This is a genomic window from Micromonospora sp. NPDC051006 (assembly GCF_044456245.1).
In the GTDB taxonomy this organism is placed as follows: domain Bacteria; phylum Actinomycetota; class Actinomycetes; order Mycobacteriales; family Micromonosporaceae; genus Micromonospora.
In genome coordinates, this window is sequence record NZ_JBITFP010000004.1 from 224,807 (window position 1) to 244,713 (window position 19,907).

General features: G+C 72.1%; 16 protein-coding genes. 8 read left to right on the plus strand and 8 right to left on the minus strand.

Translation table 11 applies throughout. The annotated features are described in order from the left end of the window. Window positions 1-71: 71 nt before the first annotated feature. Together ACIBBA_RS09665 and ACIBBA_RS09670 are read right to left on the minus strand one after the other, a co-directional pair. Window positions 72-230, minus strand: a complete 159-nt coding sequence (locus ACIBBA_RS09665; protein WP_350874978.1) for a hypothetical protein — start codon at window positions 228-230, stop codon at window positions 72-74. Between the two features lie 229 nt (window positions 231-459). After that, window positions 460-858, minus strand: a complete 399-nt coding sequence (locus ACIBBA_RS09670; RefSeq protein ID WP_396695523.1) for an STAS domain-containing protein — start codon at window positions 856-858, stop codon at window positions 460-462. Between the two features lie 189 nt (window positions 859-1,047). Here ACIBBA_RS09670 and ACIBBA_RS09675 point away from each other — a divergent pair, with 189 nt between their 5' ends. The 4 genes from ACIBBA_RS09675 (at window position 1,048) to ACIBBA_RS09690 (ending at window position 4,646) form a co-directional block, all read left to right on the plus strand. Beyond that, the gene (locus ACIBBA_RS09675) at window positions 1,048-1,749 is read left to right on the plus strand and encodes a GAF and ANTAR domain-containing protein (protein ID WP_396695525.1); all 702 of its coding nucleotides are present in this window, start codon (window positions 1,048-1,050) and stop codon (window positions 1,747-1,749) included. Between the two features lie 157 nt (window positions 1,750-1,906). After that, complete coding sequence (locus ACIBBA_RS09680) at window positions 1,907-2,458, plus strand: DUF2243 domain-containing protein (protein WP_396695527.1); 552 nt, start codon at window positions 1,907-1,909, stop codon at window positions 2,456-2,458. Then, complete coding sequence (locus tag ACIBBA_RS09685) at window positions 2,458-3,294, plus strand: cytochrome c oxidase assembly protein (RefSeq protein WP_396695529.1); 837 nt, start codon at window positions 2,458-2,460, stop codon at window positions 3,292-3,294. The genes ACIBBA_RS09680 and ACIBBA_RS09685 overlap by 1 nt, the downstream gene beginning before the upstream one ends. A 293-nt stretch (window positions 3,295-3,587) precedes the next feature. Next, window positions 3,588-4,646, plus strand: coding sequence for a PQQ-dependent sugar dehydrogenase (locus tag ACIBBA_RS09690; protein ID WP_396695531.1), 1,059 nt, complete (start codon window positions 3,588-3,590; stop codon window positions 4,644-4,646). Window positions 4,647-4,679: 33 nt separating this feature from the next. Here the strand turns inward: ACIBBA_RS09690 and ACIBBA_RS09695 are convergent, their stop codons facing one another. The 6 genes from ACIBBA_RS09695 to ACIBBA_RS09720 all read right to left on the minus strand — a co-directional run bounded on the left by ACIBBA_RS09695 (window position 4,680) and on the right by ACIBBA_RS09720 (window position 15,734). Further along, window positions 4,680-5,900, minus strand: a complete 1,221-nt coding sequence (locus ACIBBA_RS09695) for an ROK family protein (protein WP_396695936.1) — start codon at window positions 5,898-5,900, stop codon at window positions 4,680-4,682. A gap of 126 nt (window positions 5,901-6,026) precedes the next feature. Further along, the gene (locus ACIBBA_RS09700) at window positions 6,027-7,127 is read right to left on the minus strand and encodes a sugar-binding protein (RefSeq protein ID WP_350874962.1); all 1,101 of its coding nucleotides are present in this window, start codon (window positions 7,125-7,127) and stop codon (window positions 6,027-6,029) included. A gap of 43 nt (window positions 7,128-7,170) precedes the next feature. Then, entirely contained in the window at window positions 7,171-8,469 is a 1,299-nt protein-coding gene (gene mmsB / locus ACIBBA_RS09705; protein ID WP_350874960.1) for a multiple monosaccharide ABC transporter permease, read from the minus strand. Beyond that, on the minus strand, window positions 8,466-10,013 hold the full coding sequence (gene mmsA, locus ACIBBA_RS09710; RefSeq protein ID WP_396695533.1) for a multiple monosaccharide ABC transporter ATP-binding protein: 1,548 nt from the start codon (window positions 10,011-10,013) through the stop codon (window positions 8,466-8,468). Before mmsA ends, mmsB begins: the two co-directional genes overlap by 4 nt. Window positions 10,014-10,224: 211 nt before the next feature. After that, window positions 10,225-12,606, minus strand: coding sequence for an ATP-binding protein (locus ACIBBA_RS09715; RefSeq protein ID WP_396695535.1), 2,382 nt, complete (start codon window positions 12,604-12,606; stop codon window positions 10,225-10,227). A 95-nt stretch (window positions 12,607-12,701) separates the two neighbouring features. Beyond that, window positions 12,702-15,734: a S8 family peptidase gene (locus ACIBBA_RS09720; RefSeq protein ID WP_396695537.1), complete on the minus strand. Its 3,033-nt coding sequence runs from the start codon at window positions 15,732-15,734 to the stop codon at window positions 12,702-12,704. Between the two features lie 327 nt (window positions 15,735-16,061). Between ACIBBA_RS09720 and sigK the strand changes: the two genes are divergently transcribed. From sigK to ACIBBA_RS09740, 4 genes are all read left to right on the plus strand, one after another. Further along, the gene (gene sigK / locus ACIBBA_RS09725; RefSeq protein WP_396695539.1) at window positions 16,062-16,679 is read left to right on the plus strand and encodes an ECF RNA polymerase sigma factor SigK; all 618 of its coding nucleotides are present in this window, start codon (window positions 16,062-16,064) and stop codon (window positions 16,677-16,679) included. Beyond that, complete coding sequence (locus tag ACIBBA_RS09730) at window positions 16,676-17,407, plus strand: anti-sigma factor domain-containing protein (protein WP_396695541.1); 732 nt, start codon at window positions 16,676-16,678, stop codon at window positions 17,405-17,407. The genes sigK and ACIBBA_RS09730 overlap by 4 nt, the downstream gene beginning before the upstream one ends. A 198-nt stretch (window positions 17,408-17,605) precedes the next feature. After that, window positions 17,606-18,238 carry a fasciclin domain-containing protein gene (locus ACIBBA_RS09735; RefSeq protein WP_396695543.1) on the plus strand — a complete coding sequence of 211 codons (633 nt, stop codon included), beginning with the start codon at window positions 17,606-17,608 and terminating at the stop codon, window positions 18,236-18,238. Window positions 18,239-18,240: 2 nt separating this feature from the next. After that, complete coding sequence (locus ACIBBA_RS09740) at window positions 18,241-19,818, plus strand: molybdopterin-dependent oxidoreductase (protein WP_396695545.1); 1,578 nt, start codon at window positions 18,241-18,243, stop codon at window positions 19,816-19,818. Window positions 19,819-19,907: the final 89 nt, after the last annotated feature.

The following is a 19,907-nucleotide window of genomic DNA, read 5'->3' on the forward strand; positions in this document are numbered from 1 at the left end:
TCCGGAGGTGGTTCCCGAAAGCACCGACGCCGGCACTCGAATCGAGTGCCGGCGTCCTCGGTGCAACTGGCTCAGCCCTTGGCCTGCCGCTTGGCCATCTGGGGATCGCTGCCCTTACCGACCCTCTTCAAGGCATCCCGCAGCTGGCCCTCGGTCATCTTCGAGTTGCCCTCGATGCCGGCGTTGTGAGCCCGCTGGCGCAGGTCGTGCAGCTGCTCGCGATCGGCCATGTCAGCCTCCCGATGCGTGTCGGGGTCTCCATCCAACCCCCGTGGACCAGTTGCCTTCCCCCGCCCGCCCGTGGCTAACGCCCGTGCGCCGTCACATCCACCTCCGAACCGCCAACGGGCGTCGAAGGCGCACTACTGGGACGGTTCCGTCGCCCACCGCACCAGCGACCGGCTCGCGGTTTGTGTTCGTACGGGTGGGCGTCCCCGATCATGCGTCGGTTGTCGAGTCTCACGGGCAGGGATCAGGGAGGGTCGCCTCGCCCGGCCGATCAGCCGGCCGTCGTGCCACCTCGTGCTCCGCGGCCAGGCGGCGACCGAGGCGCAGGAACTCGTCGACGCCCGTGTCACGCAGGACGCGTGCGGTCACGCCGTGGGCGCCGCGGACGACGAAGCGGTGCCCGCGGCCTTCGGCCTCGTGGGCGACCGTGAGCAGTGCGGACACCCCGGCCGCGCAGCAGAAGGTGACCTCGCTGAGGTCACAACAGACGGTGGGATGCTCGCCCACGGCGGCCAGCAGGCTCAGCAGCAGCAAGGGGCAGGTGTCCAGGTCGAGGTCGCCGGTCACGCGAACGATGACCGTGTCGGGGTGCGGGGAGGCTTCTTCGCCTACCGTCAGCGAGGTGCTCACGTGCCGGCCTCTCGGTCGAGGTGGAAGGTGGGCACGTGGCTTGACCCAGGAAGCAGCTTAGGGTGGCGCCGGTGGTTGTGCCAGGCGCGACGCGGCCCGCCGCCGGGCACAGCTGGGCGGGGCTCGCGCGGGTATAGGCTCGGAGGCTCGATCACCCGTGAACGTGTCGCTACCCGAGGACGTGACCTCGTGGCGCAGCTACCCCTCGACCCGACCGGTGCGTTGGCCGAGTTGGGTCAGATCAAACTGGACGCTCTGGACCTCGACGGGGTCCTCGGCCGGGTCGCCGAGCTGGCGGAGCAGAACATCCCGGGTGCCGAGGGGGTGTCGGTGACGCTCGTGCGGGGGCCGGACGCGCGCAGCGCCGCTTTCACCAACGACCTCGCCCGCGAGCTGGACGAGTGGCAGTACGAGCACAGCCAGGGCCCGTGCCTGGACGCTGCCACCACCGGGAACACCCTGTCGGTGCCGGACACGGCCGCCGAGACGAGATGGCCGGGCTGGGCCGAGCACGCCCGCTCCGTCGCCGGTAGCTCGCTCTCCATCGGGCTGCCGATCCAGGAAGCCGTGGTCGGGGCCCTCAACATCTACGGCCGCGAACCCGGCGCGTTCGACGACGAGGCCGTCACCGTGGCCAGGACGTTCGCCAGCTACGCCGCGGTGGCGGTGAGCAACGCCCACCTGTACGACGCCGCGGCCACCCTCGCGCAGCAACTGCAGCTGGCCATGGAGAGTCGGGCCGTCATCGAACAGGCCAAGGGCATCATCATGGGGGAGCGGCGGTGCGGCGCCGAGCAGGCGTTCGGCATCCTCGCGAAGGTGTCCCAGGATTCCAACCGCAAGCTGCGCGACGTCGCGCAGGCTCTCGTCGACCGGGCGGCGTCGGCGTAGCTCGCTCACACCTCACCCCGGCGCGTCGCACATCCGGGCGGACGTGCCCGGGCGGGTCGGTACCGGGCGCGGCGACCGCACGGCGACGTTTCGCCAGGTTCTCACCGGGAACGGGCGAAAGACTGCCGAGCGGCGGCGAAGCGATGGAGACGCGACGATGACGAACACCGTGGGCGAGGCCCGGGTGGGTGGGGCGCCGGCAAGCCTCCGACTGCCGGGGATAGTGCTGGGCGTGGGACTCGGCGGCTTCGTCGACGGCATCCTGCTGCACCAGCTCCTTCAGTGGCACCACCTGCTGACCAGCACGAACACCGACAACATCGGGGTGCGGTATTACAACCCGAAGACGGTCTCCGGGCTGGAGATGAACACCCTGTGGGACGGCATCTTTCACACCGTGTGCTGGGTCTCGGTACTCGTCGGCCTGGCGGTCCTCTACGCCCGGGTCACCGAGAACCGCCGCCGGGTGTGGACCTCACGGGTGCTGTGGGGCTGGATCCTGGCCGGCTGGGGTCTGTTCAACCTCGTCGAAGGCGTGCTGGACCACCACATCCTGGGCATCCACCACGTGCACGGCGGCCCCCACCAGCTGTGGTGGGACATCGGTTTCCTCGTGCTGGGCGCGCTGCTGCTCATCGGTGGCTACCTGCTCCAGCGCAGCGGAAAGCCCTACGATCCCGCCGCCCGGCAGGCTGAACGGCGCGCCTGATGGGCCATGGGACCCACACCGGGCACGACCACGGAGCAGGCGGCAGTCTCCCCGAGTGGCTGCTTCCTGTCGTAGCCCTGCTCCTCTGCGCACAGCTGTACGGCTACCTGGCCTACCGGGCCCGCCGCCGTAATCCGGTCCTGGGCTGGAGCCGGTGGCGGACGGCCAGCTTCGCGGCCGGGCTCGCCCTGCTTGCCGTCGCGCTCCTGCCGCCCGTCGCGCCGCTCGCCCACACCGACTTTCGTGCGCACATGGCCCAGCACCTGCTCATCGGCATGTACGCGCCGATCGCTCTGGTGCTCGGCGCCCCGGTCTCCCTGCTGCTGCGGACCGTGCCCGCGCGCCGCGGTCGAGCGCTGACCGCCGTGCTGCGCAGCCGCCCGACCCGGCTACTGGCGCACCCGGCCACCGCCTTGCTGCTCTCCACCGGCAGCCTCGTGCCGCTCTACTTCACCCCGCTCTACCACCACGCCGCGACCCAGCCGGCCGGGCACTGGCTGCTGCATGCCCATTTCCTGCTCAGCGGTTGCCTGTTCGCCTACGTCATCGCCGGCCCCGACCCCGCACCCGCTCGGCCCGGTGTCCGTACCCGCCTGGTCTACCTCGGCTTCGCCATCGCGGGGCACGCCGTCATCTCACAGCTGATGTACGGCGGGTACTGGGTCGACATCGACGCCCCGGTCGCCGAGGTCCAGGGCGGCGCGGAGATCATGTACTACGGCGGCGACATCGCCGAACTCCTGCTCGCCGCCGCGCTCGTCGCCACCTGGCGCCCAGGTCGTGTGCGCCGGCCGGCTGTCGACAGCGCACCCGGCTACCGGCCCGCGCAGATCTGACCGGCGGCCGGTCTTGCCGCCACCGGCCGTCAGGGGACGGTGTGCCGGTAGACCACCACGCTGGGCGCCGGCCGCGCCGGGGGAGCTGCACCCCCCCGCCCCGCCGCGGGCACGGGCGGCGTCTATGCCCTGCCCGCCGCGGTGACGATGCCGTGACGGCGGGACGTGGAGCCTGGTCGCGTGCCCGTCGCTTCTGGCGAGGCGGGTGACGCCGGTGTCGACCGGCGGCTGTCGAGTTGGTCCAGGGGTGTGGCGTGAGAAGACGCGGTGTTGTCGCTGGAATCGTCCTCGCCGTGTGCGTCAGCGTCGCCGGGCTGCCCGCCTCGGCCAGCGCCCACCAGTCCGTGAGTGCGGATGCGTACGGCTGGTGGGGGTACGACTTCACCCGACCGACGGTCGTCGCCACCGGGCTCGAAGCGCCCTGGGGACTGGCCTTCCTGCCGGACGGCAGCGCGCTCGTCGGCGAGCGCAACAGCGGGCGGGTGCTGCAGGTCCGTCGTGGGTCGGCGCCCCGGCCGGTCGCGCAGATCGCCGGGGTCGCCGCGACCGGCGAAGCCGGGCTGCTCGGGCTGGCCGTCTCGCCCAACTACCGCCTCGACCGTTACGTGTACGCGTACTTCACCTCCAGCGTCGACAACCGGATCGTCCGCTTCCGGCTCAGCGCGCCGTGGCTGCAGCAGCCGATTCTCACCGGGCTCGCCCGGGCCGCGGTGCACGACGGCGGTCGCATCGCGTTCGGCCCCGACGGGATGCTCTACGCGGGCGTCGGCGACGCCGGGCAGGCCGCCACGGCGCAGGACCCGCGAAGCCGCAACGGCAAGATTCTGCGCTTGCGACCCGACGGCGGTGTGCCCGCGAACAACCCGGTCGCCGGGTCGCTGGTCTACAGCCTCGGCCACCGCAACGTGCAGGGCCTGGCCTGGGACTGGCGGGGCCGGCTCTACGCGACCGAGTTCGGTCAGAGCAGCTGGGACGAGGTCAACCGCATCGTGCCCGGCGGCAACTACGGCTGGCCCGTCGTCGAGGGAGTCTCCGGCGATCCGCGCTTCCGCGACCCGATCGTGACCTGGCGACCCGCGGAGTCCTCGCCCAGCGGCGCGGCGATCGTGGGCGGGACGCTGTACGTCGCGGCCCTGCGCGGCACCCGGCTGTGGGTGGTGCCGCTCGACGGCGCCGGCGGTGCCGGCACCCCCACGGCGCAGCTCGTCGGCACCTATGGTCGGCTGCGGACAGTGGTGGCCGCGCCGGACGGATCGCTCTGGGTGGTGACCAGCAACCGCGACGGTCGGGGCACCCCGGCCGCCGGCGACGACCGGATCCTGCGGTTCCCGCCCCGGTTCGGCTGGTGGTGAGCAGCGCCGCCCGGGCTCGGGCGGCCGCAGTGGTCAGCCGGGTACGCCGACGCTGAGCGGGTCGGCCAGCAACTGGTCGAAGGCGAGTTCGGCGGCGCCGATCAGGGCGGCGTCGCGGCCGAGCGCCGCCGGTCGCAGCCGCACCTGGCGCGGAGCCGAGGTGGGCAGGGCCAGTTCGTCCAGGCGGCGGCGTACGGTGCCCGTCCCGGCGGCGTGGACCGCACGCAGGGAGCCGCCGAGCACGACGGTGTGCGGGTTGATCACATTGATCAGGTTGGCCAGACCGAAGCCGAGCCAGTCGGCGACGTGGTCGACCGCGGCACTGGCCGTGGGCTCACCGCTGACCGCCGCGCGCAGCACCTCGGCGACCGCGCCCGGCGCGTCCGCGTGCCGGCCGGCGTGCCGCAGCAGCGCCGCCTCGCCGATCTCGGTCTCCCAGCAGCCGCGTGAGCCACACCAGCACGGCAGCCCGTCCGGGTTGACGACCATGTGGCCCACCTTGCCGCTGTGCCCACGGTGGCCGACGACCAGCCGGCCGCCGACGATGATGCCGGCGCTGACGCCGGGGCCACCGTGCAGATAGACGAGATCGTCACTGCCGGCCGCCGCGCCCCGGGCGTGTTCCGCGAGGCCGGCGATGTCGGCGAGGTCGCCCAGCACGACGGCGGGACCGTCGGCGAACTGGGCCGCGACCTCGGCGCGAAGGGCGTCGTCGGGCCCGCCGATCCGGATCCGCCCGTCGGGGGCGCGGGTGGAGTCCGCCACCGCGACGGCGCCGCCCACGCAGACCCTGTCCGCCTCGACGAGGCGCTCCATGTCACGGACCAGGGCGGCCAGCGCGCCGACGGCGTCGACGGCGGACATGCCGGGTGGGCGGTCGGTCTGACGCAGGTCGAGGATGCGGCCGCCGAGGCCGATGCGGGCCGCGCGCAGCCGGTCCACCTCGATGCTCAACGCCTTGGTGTAGACCCGTCCTGAGCGGGGGCTCACCACGAGCGAGGGGCGGCCGGCGCGGCGGCCGGCGGTGGGTGCCGCCTCTTCGGTCACCAGGCCGACGGTGGCGAGGTCGCCGGCGAGCGCCCCGATCGTGCTGCGGTTGAGGCCGAGCCGGCTGGTCAACTCGGCCCGGCTGGTCGGCCCGTGTAGGTGGACGTGGCGCAGCACAGCGCCCAGGTTCTGCCGACGGGTCTCCTCCTGGCTGGCGCCGAGAGCCGGCGCGGTCGGCGAGCCCGGGTCTCGACCGTCCCGGGGGATCCCGGACAGCACACGTTGCCGCACGTTCGAGCCGCCTCTCGTCCGGTGCCACGTCGTTCAGGGTGCGCCGGTACGACGAAGGGTCCCGGAGATCTCCGGGACCCGACGTCGTACTGCGGTGCTTACTTACTTGGTGAGCGGCGAGAGCTTCGGGTCGTTCGCGTACGCCTCGGCCGCGTTCGCCTTGGTGACGGCGACCGGCGGAAGCAGGTACGTGTCGACGACCTTGACGCCGTTGTTGTAGGACTTGGTGTCGTTCACCTCGGCCTTGTTGCCGGCCTGCAGAGCCTTCACCATCTCGATGGTCTGCTTGACCAGGTTCCGGGTGTCCTTGTTGATCGTCATGTACTGCTCGCCAGCCATGATCGACTTGACCGACTCAACCTCGGAGTCCTGGCCGCTGACCACCGGGACCGGCTTGCCGGCACCCTTGATCGAGGTGATGATCGCGCGGGCCAGGGTGTCGTTCGGGGAGAGGACGCCGTCCAGCTCCTTGTTGCCGTAGGTCGAGGTCAGCAGCTGGTCCATACGGGCCTGCGCACCCTCGGCCTTCCAGCCCTGGATGGCGGTCTGCTTGACGTCGGTCTGCTTCGAGGCGACGACCACGTTGCCCTTGTCGATCTCCGGCTTCAGCACGTCCATCGCGCCGTCGAAGAAGACCTTGGCGTTGTTGTCGTCCGGCGAGCCGGAGAACAGCTCGATGTTGTACGGGCCGTTCGGCTTCTTGGCCTTCATGCCGTCCAGCAGGGCCTGGCCCTGGAGCTGGCCGACCTTGAAGTTGTCGAACGCGACGTAGTAGTCGACGTCCGGCGAGTTGACGATCAGCCGGTCGTAGGCGATGACCTTCGCGCCGGCGGCGTGCGCGGCGGCGACCTGGGTCGACAGCTGCGCGGCGTCGGTCGCGCCGATGACGATGACCTTGGCGCCCTTGGTGACCATGGCGGTGATCTGCGCCTGCTGGTCGGCGACCGTGGTCGACGCGCCCGCGTACTGCACGTCAGCCTGGAAACCGGCCTCCTTGAGACCGTTGGTGAAGAGGTCGCCCGCGAGGACCCAGTTCTCCGAGGTCTTGGCCGGCAGGGCCACACCGATCAGGGAGTTGGCCGGGAAGCCCTTGGCCTCGGAGCCCGAGCCGCTGGTGCCCTCGTCGCGGCCGGAGCCGCAGGCGGTGAGGGCAAGCGCCGCGATGGCGCCGACGGCCACCGCCTTGCCGATGATGTTGCGCATGAGGGTTGGGTGCCTTTCTTGGTGGTGAGGGAAGTGGTCGGCGTCAGCCGGCCACTGGTGCCTTGGCGGGCTCGCGGTCCGCGTCGGACGTCGGTGGTGGTGCCGCGGGGGTGTCGCGGCGGAACGAGCGGGTGAGGCTTCCGATGATCGAGAAGCGTCCCTGCCGCTTGTTGTAGACGTCGAGGGCGACCGCCAGCAGCAGGACCAGGCCCTTGATGATCTGGACCCGGTCGGTGCCGACGCCCATCAGCTGCAGACCGTTGTTGAGCACGGCCATGACCAGACCGCCGACGATCGAGCCGCTGATGGTGCCGATGCCGCCGGAGACGGCCGCGCCGCCGATGAAGACCGCGGCGATGGCGTCGAGTTCCCAGCCGTTGCCGTCCTGCGGTCCGGAGGCCGCCGAACGGGCCACGAAGATCATGCCGGCCAGCGCCGCCAGCACGGACATGTTCATCATGACGTAGAAGTTGACCCGCTTGAGCTTCACGCCGGACAGCTCGGCCGCCCGGAAGTTGCCGCCGACGGCGTAGATGTGCCGGCCGCCCGCGGTGTTGCGGGTGTAGAAGGAGTAGGCGATCACCAGCGCCACGAGGATGATGCCGGAGACCGGGAAGCTCGTGCCGACGCGACCGCTGGCGAAGCGGAGCGAGACGAAGACGAGCACACCGACCATGACCGCCATCCGCAGGATGGAGATCCACATCGGCGCGGGATCGGCGTTCATGTCCCGGCGCGTCTTGCGCGCCGACAGCTCGCGCCACACCACCGCGACGCAGCCCGCGAGGCCGAGCAGCAGGGTGAGGTTGTTGTAGCCGGTGTTCGGCCCGACCTCGGGCAGGAACCCGGAGCCGATCACCCGGAAGCCCTCGGGCACCGGGATGGTGTTGGCGTTACCGATGAACTGGTTGCCGCCGCGGAAGAGCAGCATGCCGGCCAGGGTGACGATGAACGCCGGCACCCCGATGTAGGCCACCCAGAACCCTTGCCAGGCGCCGATGATCGCGCCGATGGCGAGGCCGAAGAGGATCGCCACGGGCCAGGGCAGGTTCCACTCGGCCATCGCCTTGGCGACCAGGATGCCGGTGAAGGCGGCGATCGAGCCGACCGAGAGGTCGATGTGCCCGGCGACGATCACCATCAGCATGCCGATGGCCAGGATGAGGATGTACGAGTTCTGCTGGAAGAGCGCGATCAGGTTGTCCGACCGCAGGGTCAGCCCGTCCGTCCAGATCTGGAACAGGACGACGATCGCGACCAGCGTGAAGATCATCCCAAACTGGCGGGCGTTGGAGGTGGTGCCTCCGAAGAGGTTCTTCTGGAGTTCCTTCAGTCGGCTCATCGTGTCTGCATCTTCTTAGTCGAGGTCATCAGCTTGAGGAGGGTTTCCGGGTTCGCGTCCTGGCGGGCGACTTCGCCGGTGATGGCGCCTTCGGACACCGTGTAGATGCGGTCGCAGATCCCGATCAGCTCAGGCAGCTCCGAGGAGATGACGACGACGCCCTTCCCCTGGTCAGCGAGCCGCTGAATGATGCCATAGATCTCGTATTTGGCGCCCACGTCGATGCCACGGGTCGGCTCGTCGAGGATCAGCAGGTCCGGGTCGGTGAACATCCACTTCGCCAGTACGACCTTCTGCTGGTTGCCACCGGAGAGCTTGTCGACGCCCTCGTCGACCGTCGGGGCCTTGATCCGCAGGTCCCGGCGGTACGCCTCGGCCGCCCGGTACTCGTCGACCTCGCTGAGCACGCCGTGATGCGTGATCTTCGACAGCTTGGCCGCCACCGTCGACATCTTGATGTCGTCGAGCAGGTTCAGGCCGATTGCCTTGCGGTCCTCGCTGACGTACGCGAGCCCGTTGGCGATCGCGTCGGCGACCGACTTCAGGACGATCTCCTTGCCGTCCTTGATGATCGTCCCGGACTCGTACACCCCGTAGGAGCGGCCGAAGACGCTCATGGCCAGCTCGGTACGGCCGGCGCCCATGAGGCCGGCGAAGCCGACGATCTCGCCGCGACGTACGACGAAGTTCGAGTTCTTGGCGACCAGCCGCTCGGCGGAGATGGGGTGCCGGACGGTCCAGTCGCGGACCTCGAAGAAGACCTCGCCGATCTTCGGCGTGTGGTCCGGGAACCGGCTGTGCAGCTCCCGGCCGACCATGCCCCGCACGATCCGGTCCTCGTCGACGCCGTCGGCCTTGACGTCCAGCGTCTCGACGGTCTGGCCGTCCCGGAGGATGGTGATCCGGTCGGCGATCGCCTCGATCTCGTTCAGCTTGTGCGAGATGATGATCGAGGTGATGCCGCGCTCGCGGAAGCCGCGCAGCAGGTCGAGCAGGTGCCGCGAGTCCTCCTCGTTCAGGGCCGCGGTCGGCTCGTCCAGGATGAGCAGCTTGACGTCCTTGGCGAACGCCTTGGCGATCTCCACCAGCTGCTGCTTGCCGACTCCGATGTCCTTGATCAGGGTGTCCGGGTCCTCTTCGAGGCCGACCCGGGCCATCAGGTCCAGCGCCATCCGGTTGGCGGCCTTCCAGTCGATCGCACCCCGCTTGCGCGGCTCGTTGCCGAGGAAGATGTTCTCGGTGATCGACATGTGCGGGATCAGCGCGAGCTCCTGGTGGATGATCACGATGCCCGCGTTCTCGCTGCTCCGGATGTCCGAGAAGCGACTTTCCGCCCCTCGATAGACGATCGTGCCGTCGTAGCTGCCGTAGGGATACACCCCGCTGAGGACCTTCATCAGCGTGGACTTGCCCGCGCCGTTCTCGCCGCAGATGGCGTGGATCTCACCGGCGCGTACCGCAAGGTTCACGTCGGAGAGGGCCCGCACCCCGGGGAACTCCTTGGTGATGGAGCGCATCTCCAGGAGGACAGGAGCCTCGCTCATCGTTCACCACCTCGCCAATGTCATGATCTCTCCGAAGGGGTCTGGCCCGCACCTGCTTTTGTTGCCGACGGCAACCTATTCAGCCGGAGGATCTTGTGCAAGCGCGGGGGCCAACATTTCAGTAACAACCAGGAAATAGAGGCTACTCCGGGCTGCTGCCCGCGCCACGTGCGCAGAGCCCTCCGGGCGGCCCCCGGCCGGGTACTCTCCGTCACATTCCGGAAACACCGCGTACGCCGTCGATGAACCGCCCGGCGGGGAGAAGCTCCCGGCACCGGCTCAGCGCGACCAACGCCACCGGCGCGTCCCGCCCCTGGATGCCGGCGGCCAGGTCGGCCACCGCCCGGGCGGCCCGCTCCGGTTCTCCCGCCGCCACGGCAGCCTCGGCCAGCACCAGGACGGCTTCGGCGGCCCACGCCCAGATCCCCTTGCCCCGCACCAGCGACAACGCCTCGGCAGCGTGCCGGACGGCCTCCTCCGGGCGGCCGGCGAGGGTCAGCCGGGCCAGCGCCGAGAGCGCCTGCACCAGCGGCCAGATCGCACCGACCCGCCGCGCGTCGGTGATCACCTCCCGCAGCGCCCGCTCGGCCCGCGTCACGTCGTCGCCGGTACGGGCGAGCACGGTGGCCAGCTCGGCCCGGGCGTCGAGCAGGGTGACCGGCATCCGCTCGGCGGCGGCGACCAGCCGGGCGAGCCGCTCGTAGCCGGTCTCCTCGACCAGCTCCCGTCCGGCGGCCAGGAGCGCGGCGGCCTGCCCCAGGTGCCCGGCGTGCAGCGCGCCCTGCGCCCAGTTCAGGCAGGCCCGCGCGTGCTCCCGGGGTCGCTCCGCCAGCTCCACGGAGGCGCGCAGCTCCGCGATGACCGCCCAGGCCGCCGGATCGCCCAGCTCCAGCAGGAGCGACGCACGGGCGATCCGGACCGCGAGGTGTGCCGCCGGGTCCCCACTGGTGACCGCCGCGGCTTCCGCCTCCGCGCACCGGGCGAGGTGGTCGTCGACGTGCCGGCCGACCACCGTGTCCGGGGCGGCCAGTACCGCGAGGGCCGGGGCCCGCCGCCGGGGCGCCCGCAGGAACGACACGGCGCGCTCGATCTCGGCGTACCCGCGCAGCGCCTCACCCTGCTGGCGCAGCATCCGCCCGAGCACCAGACCCAGCTCGCCCCGGGCGCCGGGCGGCAGCCGCCGGTCGGCGAGCAGCCGCTCCAGCACCGGGATCGCCTCGGCCTGGCTGAGCCCGTCGATGGCCGACCGGCCCAGCTTGCCGGCGAGCCGTGCCCGTACCGGTCGGGGCAGCTCGGCGACGGCCATGGTCTGGAGCAGGAAACCGGCCGCGGTCGCGTCGTCCCCGCGTTCGGTGGCCAGGTCGGCGGCGGCCTCGGCGTTGCGGACGAAGTCGGCGCCGCTGCCGGCCAGCCGGTAGTGGTGCGCGAGTTGGGCCACCGGCCGGGGCCGTTCCCGCTCCAGCACCCGCGCGACGCGCAGGTGCAGCCACTCCCGGGTGTCCCGGGGCACCATGTCGTAGACCACCTGCCGGGCCAGGTCGTGCCGGAAGCGCAGCCCCTCGCCGGTGTCGTGCAGCAGCCCCGCCCGGTGGGCCGCGGTCAGCGCCGTGCGGACCGCGGCCCGGTCCTGGCCGAGCGCGGCGGCGAGGATGCGCTGGTCCGGCACGAGACCCAGCACGGACGCCGCGCCGAGCACCTCCCGGGTGGCCTCGTCGAGCGGGCGCAGCCGCCAGAGCAGCACGTCCCGCAGCACGAACGGGACGCTCCCGTCGGCCAGCGGATCACCGCCCCGCTCGGCGAGGGTGCGCAGCACCTCCTCCACCACGAACGGGATCCCGGCCGTCCGCTCGAGCAGGGTGGCGGTCAGTTCCGGCGGCGGATCGTCCAGCCGCAGCGTCCGAGCGGCCAGCCGACGGACGTCCCCGGCGGCCAGCGCGCCCAGCGGCACGCGGGTGACCGCCCACGGCGGGGTACGCGCCAGCGCCTCGTGGATCGGTGTGCTGCCACCGGGCGCCGGGGTACGGGCGGTCAGCAGCACGGCCAGGCCGTCCACCGGGTGGCTGCCCAGGTATGCGAGGAGGTCGCAGGTCGCCGGGTCGGCCCAGTGCAGGTCCTCCAGCACCAGCACGGCGGGGGTCAGCGCGGCGAGCACCGCGGCGACGGCCCGCAGCAGCCGGTGTCGTTCGGCCGCCGGGTCGGTCAGCGGGGCGGGCGCGGCGGGCAGTACCTCGGTCAGCTCGGGCAGCAGTGGCGCGAGGGCGCCGGCCACCGGGTTGAGCGGGCCGAGGTGATCCGCGCCGGTCCGGACGGCGTCCAGCAGCACGCCGAGCGGGAAGGGCTCCGGCACGTCGTCGCACTCGCCGACCAGGTGGCGCCCGGGCAGGCCGGCGAGCAGCTCGGCGACCAGCCGGCTCTTGCCGATGCCGGGCTCGCCCTCCAGCAGCACCAGGCACGGTGGGGCCTCGACGAGCCGGCGCAGCAGCGCCAGCTCCGTCGTCCGCCCGACGAACTCGACGGGCCCGCGCAGGCGTGCGGGGCGGATCGGGGATGGAACCCCGCCGCCCCGCACGTTGTCCTCGCCGCTGTCGATCACCGTGGGGCGAGCAGATCACCCCGGCGGCGTCCGACGGCCGGCCGGCGGACCGTCGGTGACCTGGGTCACACGCGCGGTCCGGCCCGGCGGCACCGTCAGGACTGGACGGTGATCGGCACGGTCTTGAGTGGACCGGCGCCGTTGCCGAACTCGACGTACCCGATGTAGCGGCGCCCCGGGGTGAGCCCGGACCAGCGCAACGTCAGGTTCGCCGTCGCACCCGCCTGCACGCTGCGTTGCTTCGGGTCGATGGTGAGCTTGCCGCCGGCGGAGCCCGGCGCGCCCGGCAGGTAGGTGGTGATGGTGTACGTGTCGCCGTCCTGCCCCGCCGGCAGGTTCTCGACGAACTCCTGCTCGACGACGAGGATGTAGTCCCCGGCGCCTTCGGGCAGCGTCACGGTGGCGCCGCCGCGGCCACTGGCGGTGGCGGTCACGAACTTACCGGTCGGGTCGTAGACGTTCACGCTGAACTCCGTGCAGGCCATCACCCCTTCCTCGTCCTCCCAGTCGATGTGGGAGCAGACGGGCAGCTGCGAGGTCACCCGCACCTGCGGGGTGCGGGTGCCCGCCGGGACGTGCACGGTGCTCTTGTGGATCGACGCGGGCAGCGGCACCGGCAGGTTGTTCGACGAACTCCAGTCCCAGGAGGGCCCGTCGCCGTGCAGGGCGACGGTGCTGCTGGTGCCCGCCGTCAGGCCGATGAGCCCGGAGACCAACCGGCCCCGGTAGCCGACCTCGGCGGCGATCCGGACGCTGCCGGAGGTGCCGGCGCCGGTGATCGCGTCGGGAACGATCAGCCCGGCGTTGCGCACGACCAGCGGGATGCGCACCCGGTGCTGGAACTGGTCGCGCCAGGTCAGCGCGCCGTCGACCCAGGTGTCGAAGGCGCCACCGGCGTTGGTGACCTGCACCGAGAAGCGGGCGGTCTGGCCGGGGCGGATCTTCAGCTTGGCCGGGGTGACCTTCACGGTGTAACCGGGCGGCGCCTGCACCGAGGAGGTGTAGGTGCTGGTCTTGTCGCTGACGTTGGTGACGGTCCGGCTGACCGTCTGCGTGCCCACCATCCGACCCAGCGAGATGGACGGGTAGTTCAACTGGGCGGTGTCGAGCACGCCGATCTGGTCGCAGCCGTCGAGCTCCACGTTGTACTCGGTGCCGCGCTCGGCGACTCCGCACAGGTAGCGCAGCCAGTCCTGCGGACCGGAGTCGTAGACCAGGCCCGGGTCGAACGCGCTGCCCGGGCGGACCTGGCCGGCGCCGTAGTTGAGCGGGGTGGCGTCGTAGCTGCCGATCTTGATCGGGTTGCCCTTGTCGGTGGTGTCGACCGCGCTGGTCATCAGCGCCGAGCGCACCGTCGCCGGGGACCAGTCGGGGTGCTTGGCCAGCAGCAGGGCGGCGATGCCGGCGATGTGCGGTGCCGCCATCGAGGTGCCCGACTCCAGGGCGAAGTCGTTACCGCCGACGGACGGCGAGTACGCCGCGGCGATGTCCTGGCCAGGGGCGCTGATGTCCGGCTTGAGCAGGTCACCGGCGTTCAGGTTGGACGGACCGGCCGAGGAGAAGGCAGCGACCCCGGGCGCCTCGACCGTCTCCAGCGTGGCGGGCGAGATGCTCGCCGTGGCGTTGCCGGCGGCGACGTACGCGCTGACCGTGGCCAGGTCGACCTCGTTGATGTGCACCGTCGGCACGGTGTGCACGTCGGCGTTGAGCGAGTTCAGCGAGTCGTTGTACAGCACCATCCCGACCCCGCCGGCCCGGGCCACCTCGGCGCTCTTGTCCGTACGCGGGACCTCGCCGCGCAGACAGAGCACGATGGCGCCCTTGACCTTGGCCGGGTCCAGCGAGTCGTCGGCGCAGAGTTCGGCGGCGTAGGTGTCGCTCGGGTTGGGGCCGTTCTCCCTGGAGAAGACCAGCCGCGCCGGTCCGACACCGCTGGCACCCATGCCCGACCCGGTGATGGTGGTGCCGTTGCCGAGCTTCAGCGTCCGGGTGTGCTGCCGGTCGGTGGTGCTCGCGGCCACCGTGGTCACCCACGGGGTCGAGTTGTCGACGGTGCTGGCCGTCGGGCCGGCGTTTCCGGCGGCGGCGGCGACGAAGACCCCGGCGGCCGCGGCGTTGAAGAACGTCGCGTCGATCGCGCCGAACCGCTCGCTGTCGTCGCCGATCGAGTAGTTGATCACGTCGACACCGTCGGCGACCGCGTCGTCGATGGCGTGCACGATGTCGATCTCCGACCCGCTCGCCGAACCGGCGCCGGTGTCGTAGAGCGCCTTGTAGACCGCGAGCCGGGCGGCCGGCGCCATGCCGGAGATCGTGCCGAGGTCCTGGGTGCCCGACTTCGCCGGTACGCCGTGGTTGCCGGCGGCGGTGCTGGCGGTGTGGGTGCCGTGGCCGTTGCGGTCGCGGGGGGAGGAGAACTCGTCGGGGAACGCCTCGGCGATCCCGCTGTCGTTGTACCAGCGTGCCCCGATCACCTTGTTGTTGCAGGTGATCGGCGCCTCGGTGCCGACGTCGCAGGTGCCCTTCCACTTGGCGTCGACGACCGCCTGGTCCGGCCGCGGGCTGGGCAGCGGGGCGAAGCTCGCGCTCTCCGGCCAGAAGCCGCTGTCGATGACCCCGACGATCACGCCCTCGCCCGCGTGGGCGACGTCGCCGAACTGCTGCCGCCAGGCTCCGCGCGGGCCGGTCAGGCCGAGGAAGTCCGGGGTGTGCGAGGTGGTGGCGTGCACGGTGCGGTTCTCGTACACCGCCCGCACACCCCGGGTGGCCCGCAGCCGGGCCGCCTGCGGGCCGGTCAGGTCCACCGCGAAGCCGTTGAACGCGGTCTCCAGGGTGACCCGGGGTTGACCGGCCGGAACGCCCACGGACTTCAGCACGTCGGCGCGCTGCTGGCGCAGGTGCTCCCGGTACGCCTGGGCGGTGCCGGAGTTGCGGTTCAGCTTGGCGCCGCGGGTCGGCCTGGTCGCCGCGATCCCGGCGACGCCGCCGGCGTAGGTGGCCAGCGGCTCGTCGTCGAGTTGGACGAGGTAGCGGGCGGTCGGCCCGCTTCCGGCCGGCGCGGCGGCGACGGCGGCGCCCCCGCCCAGGCTGGTCAGACCGGCCGCGACCAGGGTCGCGGCGGCCAGCATGCTGACCCCGCGCCTCGTCCGTCCGGGGCGTTGCGCATTCGGTATTGGCACGTGTTGCCCTCCACGTTCGGTGCCGGCCGCCCCGACTGGTGACGGTGGCCGAAAACGTAGGATCGGCATCGATCATCGAGAAGCGCTCGTAACCCAACCGTCATCTCGGAAACAAGCTCGTAACGTCAGCGGTACTTTGCGCGTCATTTCACCGGCCTACCGGGCGGGCGTACGCCGTGTCGGGTGCCTCGGCACGCGGCGGAGGTTGCCGCCACCCATCCGGTCGCGGCGCGGCTCCGAATTCCTGCCGAGGCTCAGGATCATGGAGGGGGCGCAGTGGGAGATGCTGACGGCGGGCGGGCCCGCCGGTGGGATCCGGTCGTCGTCGGCGCCCGTCCGTTGGACGTCGACGACCTGCTCGGCCGGGTGGCCCGGGGTGACGATGCCGCCTTCGCCGCGCTCTATGACGCGGTGGTCGGCAAGGTGCTCGGCCTGGCCCGGCGGGTGCTGCGCGATCCCGGCATGGCCGAGGAAGTGACCCAGGAGGTCCTCGTGGAGGTGTGGCGGACGGCCGCCCGGTTCGACCCGACGCGCGGCACCGCGACGGCCTGGGTCCTGACGATGGCGCATCGCCGGGCGGTGGACCGGGTCCGGTCGGAGCAGGCGCGTACCGAGCGGACGCAGCGGGCCGCGGCGCGCGACGGCAGCGTGCCCTACGACGAGGTGGCGGAAGGGGTGGCGGCCCGGCTGGACCGGGAACAGGTCCGCCGCTGCCTGGACGGGCTGACCCCGCTGCAACGGGAGGCGGTGACCCTCGCCTACTACGGCGGGTACACCTACCGGGAGGTCGCGGAGCAGTTGGCCGCGCCGTTACCGACGATCAAGACGCGGCTGCGCGACGGGCTGATCCGGCTGCGTGACTGCCTCGGCGTTCAGGTGGGGGAGCGGGCATGAGCGCCGACATCCACACCCTCGCCGGCGCGTACGCCCTCGACGCGGTCGACGACCTCGAACGGGCGGCGTTCGAACGGCACCTCGCCGGCTGCGGCACCTGCCGTCAGGAGGTGGCCGAGCTGCGGGAGACCGCCGCCCGCCTCGCCGACGACACGACCGCCGAGCCCGTACCGGTCGCCCTGCGCGACCGTACGCTGGCCGCCGCCCGACGTACCCCGCAGGAACGTGTCGTCGCAGAACCCGGCCGCCCGTCACCGGCCGGCCGGCGCTGGCCGCGCTGGCTGACGACCGTCGCCGCCGCCATCGTCGCGGCTGCCGGCGCGAGCGCGGTGACCTGGACCGTCGCCGACAACGGGACCGAGCAGCAGCAGGTCGTCGACGAGAACGCCCGCCGGGTCGCCGAGGTCCTCACGGCACGTGACGCCCGGTTCCACCAGATCGCGGTCGAGGGCGGCGGTCAGACGGTGCTGGTGGTTTCCCAGGAACGCGACCGCGGCGTCGCGGTGCTCCGCGATCTGCCGGCGCCCGGTGCCGGCCGGGCCTATCAGCTGTGGCTCATCCGCGGCGACGACGATCCTCGGTCCGTCGGGCTGCTTTCCGCCGACGCGACGACCGCCACCAGCGTCGTCGGCCCGATCGACGGCGCTTCGACGTTCGGGCTGTCGAACGAACCCGTCGGCGGGTCGGCCACGCCCACGCGGGTCGTCGCGCTCCTGCCGCTGCGCTGACCGGGCGGCGGCGTCCGGGTGCCCGGACGCCGCACCCGGTCGGCCCCGTCGCCGGGCCGCCCGCGCCGGGACCGGCAGCTGCCGCCACTCGACCGTCCACACGCTCCGTCCGGAAAATTCGGCATTCGCACCCATCCGGCAACCGGGTCGCTCCGAATCCTCGGTGAAAGCACCAACCCCCCGATCTGAGGAGCACCTATGTACCGGCGAATGTTCGCCGCCGTTGGCGCGACCGCCATCCTGGCCCTGTCCGCCTGCGGCGCCGACACCGACAGTGCCGCCGACGACGCCACCACCGCGCCGAGCACGTCGGCCGGCGCGCCGATGGCCTCGGCGTCGCCGTCGATGATGTCCGCGCAGTTCGGTCCGGGCTGCTCAGCGGTCCCGGTCGACCCGGCGAACCCGGGCAGCTTCGAGGCGATGGCGAAGGTCCCGGTCGCGACCGCCGCGTCCGGCAACCCGGTGCTGTCCACCCTGGTCACCGCGGTCAAGAAGGCCAACCTGGTCGACTCGCTCAACACCGCGCAGGGCGTGACGGTGTTCGCGCCGACCAACGACGCGTTCGGCAAGATCCCCAAGGCGGACCTCGACAAGGTGCTCGCCGACGACGCCATGCTGAAGAAGGTGCTGACCTACCACGTCGTACCGGGTCAGCTCTCCCCGGAGACCCTCGCCGGCACGCACGAGACCCTGCAGGGCGCCGACCTGACGGTGACCGGCAGCGGCTCGTCGTTCACCGTCAACGGCACGTCGATGGTGGTCTGCGGCAACGTCTCGACCGCGAACGCCACGGTGTACCTCGTCGACACCGTGCTGATGCCCAAGAGCTGACCATGACCACCGCGATCGGACCCCGGCCGGCCCACGGCCGGCCGGGGCCGCCTCCCTCCATCGGCCCGCGGGCGGTCGTCGTCGGCCTGCTCACCGCCGGCACCGTGGTCGCGGTCGCCCACCTGGTCGCCGGGGTGCTCAACCCCGCTGCGGATCCGGTGCTCGCCGTCGGCGCGGTCGCCATCGACCTCGCCCCGCAACCGGTCAAGGCGTTCGCCATCCGCACGTTCGGCACCGCCGACAAACTCGTCCTGGTCGCAGCCGTGCACGTTGTCCTTGCCGCCGCAAGTGGCATCATCGGCGCTGCGGCGCTGCGCCGCCGCCGCTACGGCGTCATCGGTCTCGCCGCGTTCACCGTCATCGGCGTCGTCGCCGTCCTGACCCGTCCCACCGCCGTCGCCGTGGACGCCACCCCGACGATCGCCGGTGCCGTCGCCGGCCTGCTCGCCATGCTGGCGCTGGTCCGCTCCGCCGGCACCGTCGCCGTCCCGCCGACCGGCCGGCCGCGGCTGCTCAACCGACGGCAGTTCCTGGCCACCTCCGGCGCGACCGCACTGAGCGCGGCCGCGGCCGCCACCACCGGGCAGGCCCTCGGCGTCGACCGCGGCGTCGGAACCCGGTCCCGCGCCACGGTACGTATCCCCGCGCCCGCCAGCCCCGCTCCGCCGCTGCCGGCGAGCGTCCGGACGGACGTCGACGGTGTCTCCCCGTTTCACACCACCAATCGGGACTTCTACCGGGTGGACACCGCCCTCACCGTCCCGCAGGTGGACGTCGACCGGTGGCGGTTGACCCTGGGCGGTGCGGTGCGGCGGCCCCGCAGCTGGCGGTTCGAGGAGCTCCTCGGCCGCGAGCTGATCGAGCGCGACATCACCCTGAACTGCGTCTCCAACGAGGTCGGCGGGCCCTACATCGGGACCGCGCGCTGGACCGGCGTACCGCTCGCACCGCTGCTGCGCGAGGCCGGCCTCGAGGTCGGACCGGACCAGCTGGTCAGCCGCTCCGTCGACGGGATGACCATCGGTACCCCTCTGCGGGCCGTGCTCGACGGCCGGGACGCCATGCTCGTGGTCGCCATGAACGGCGAACCCCTTCCCCTGGAGCACGGCTTTCCCGTCCGCATGCTGGTGCCCGGCCTCTACGGCTACGTGGGCGCGTGCAAGTGGCTCACCGAACTGGAGGTCACCACCTTCGCCGCCTACGACGCGTACTGGGTGCGCCGAGGCTGGGCGGCGGATGCGCCTGTCAAGACCGCGTCCCGCGTCGACACCCCCAGACCCTTCGCCCGCCGGCCGGCCGGCCCGGTCATGATCGCCGGTGTCGCCTGGGCCCAGCGGCGCGGCATCAGCGCCGTCGAGATCCAGGTCGACGACGAGCCGTGGCGTCAGGCGCGACTCGCCGGCGGCCCCTCACCGGACCTGTGGCGGCAGTGGTCCTACCGGTGGGACGCCACGCCCGGCAGCCACACCATCCGGGTTCGGGCCACCGACGTCGCCGGAGCCACCCAGACCGAGGAGCGCGCGGCACCCTTTCCGAGCGGCGCGACCGGCTGGCACAGCGTGACCGTGACGATCACCTGACCCGTACGTGCATCCCGCCGCGCGAGTCGGGCAATTCGTCTAGTGTCAGACTGTTCATGTTTTCCGCGTTTTCGTCGGAAAGGCGGACC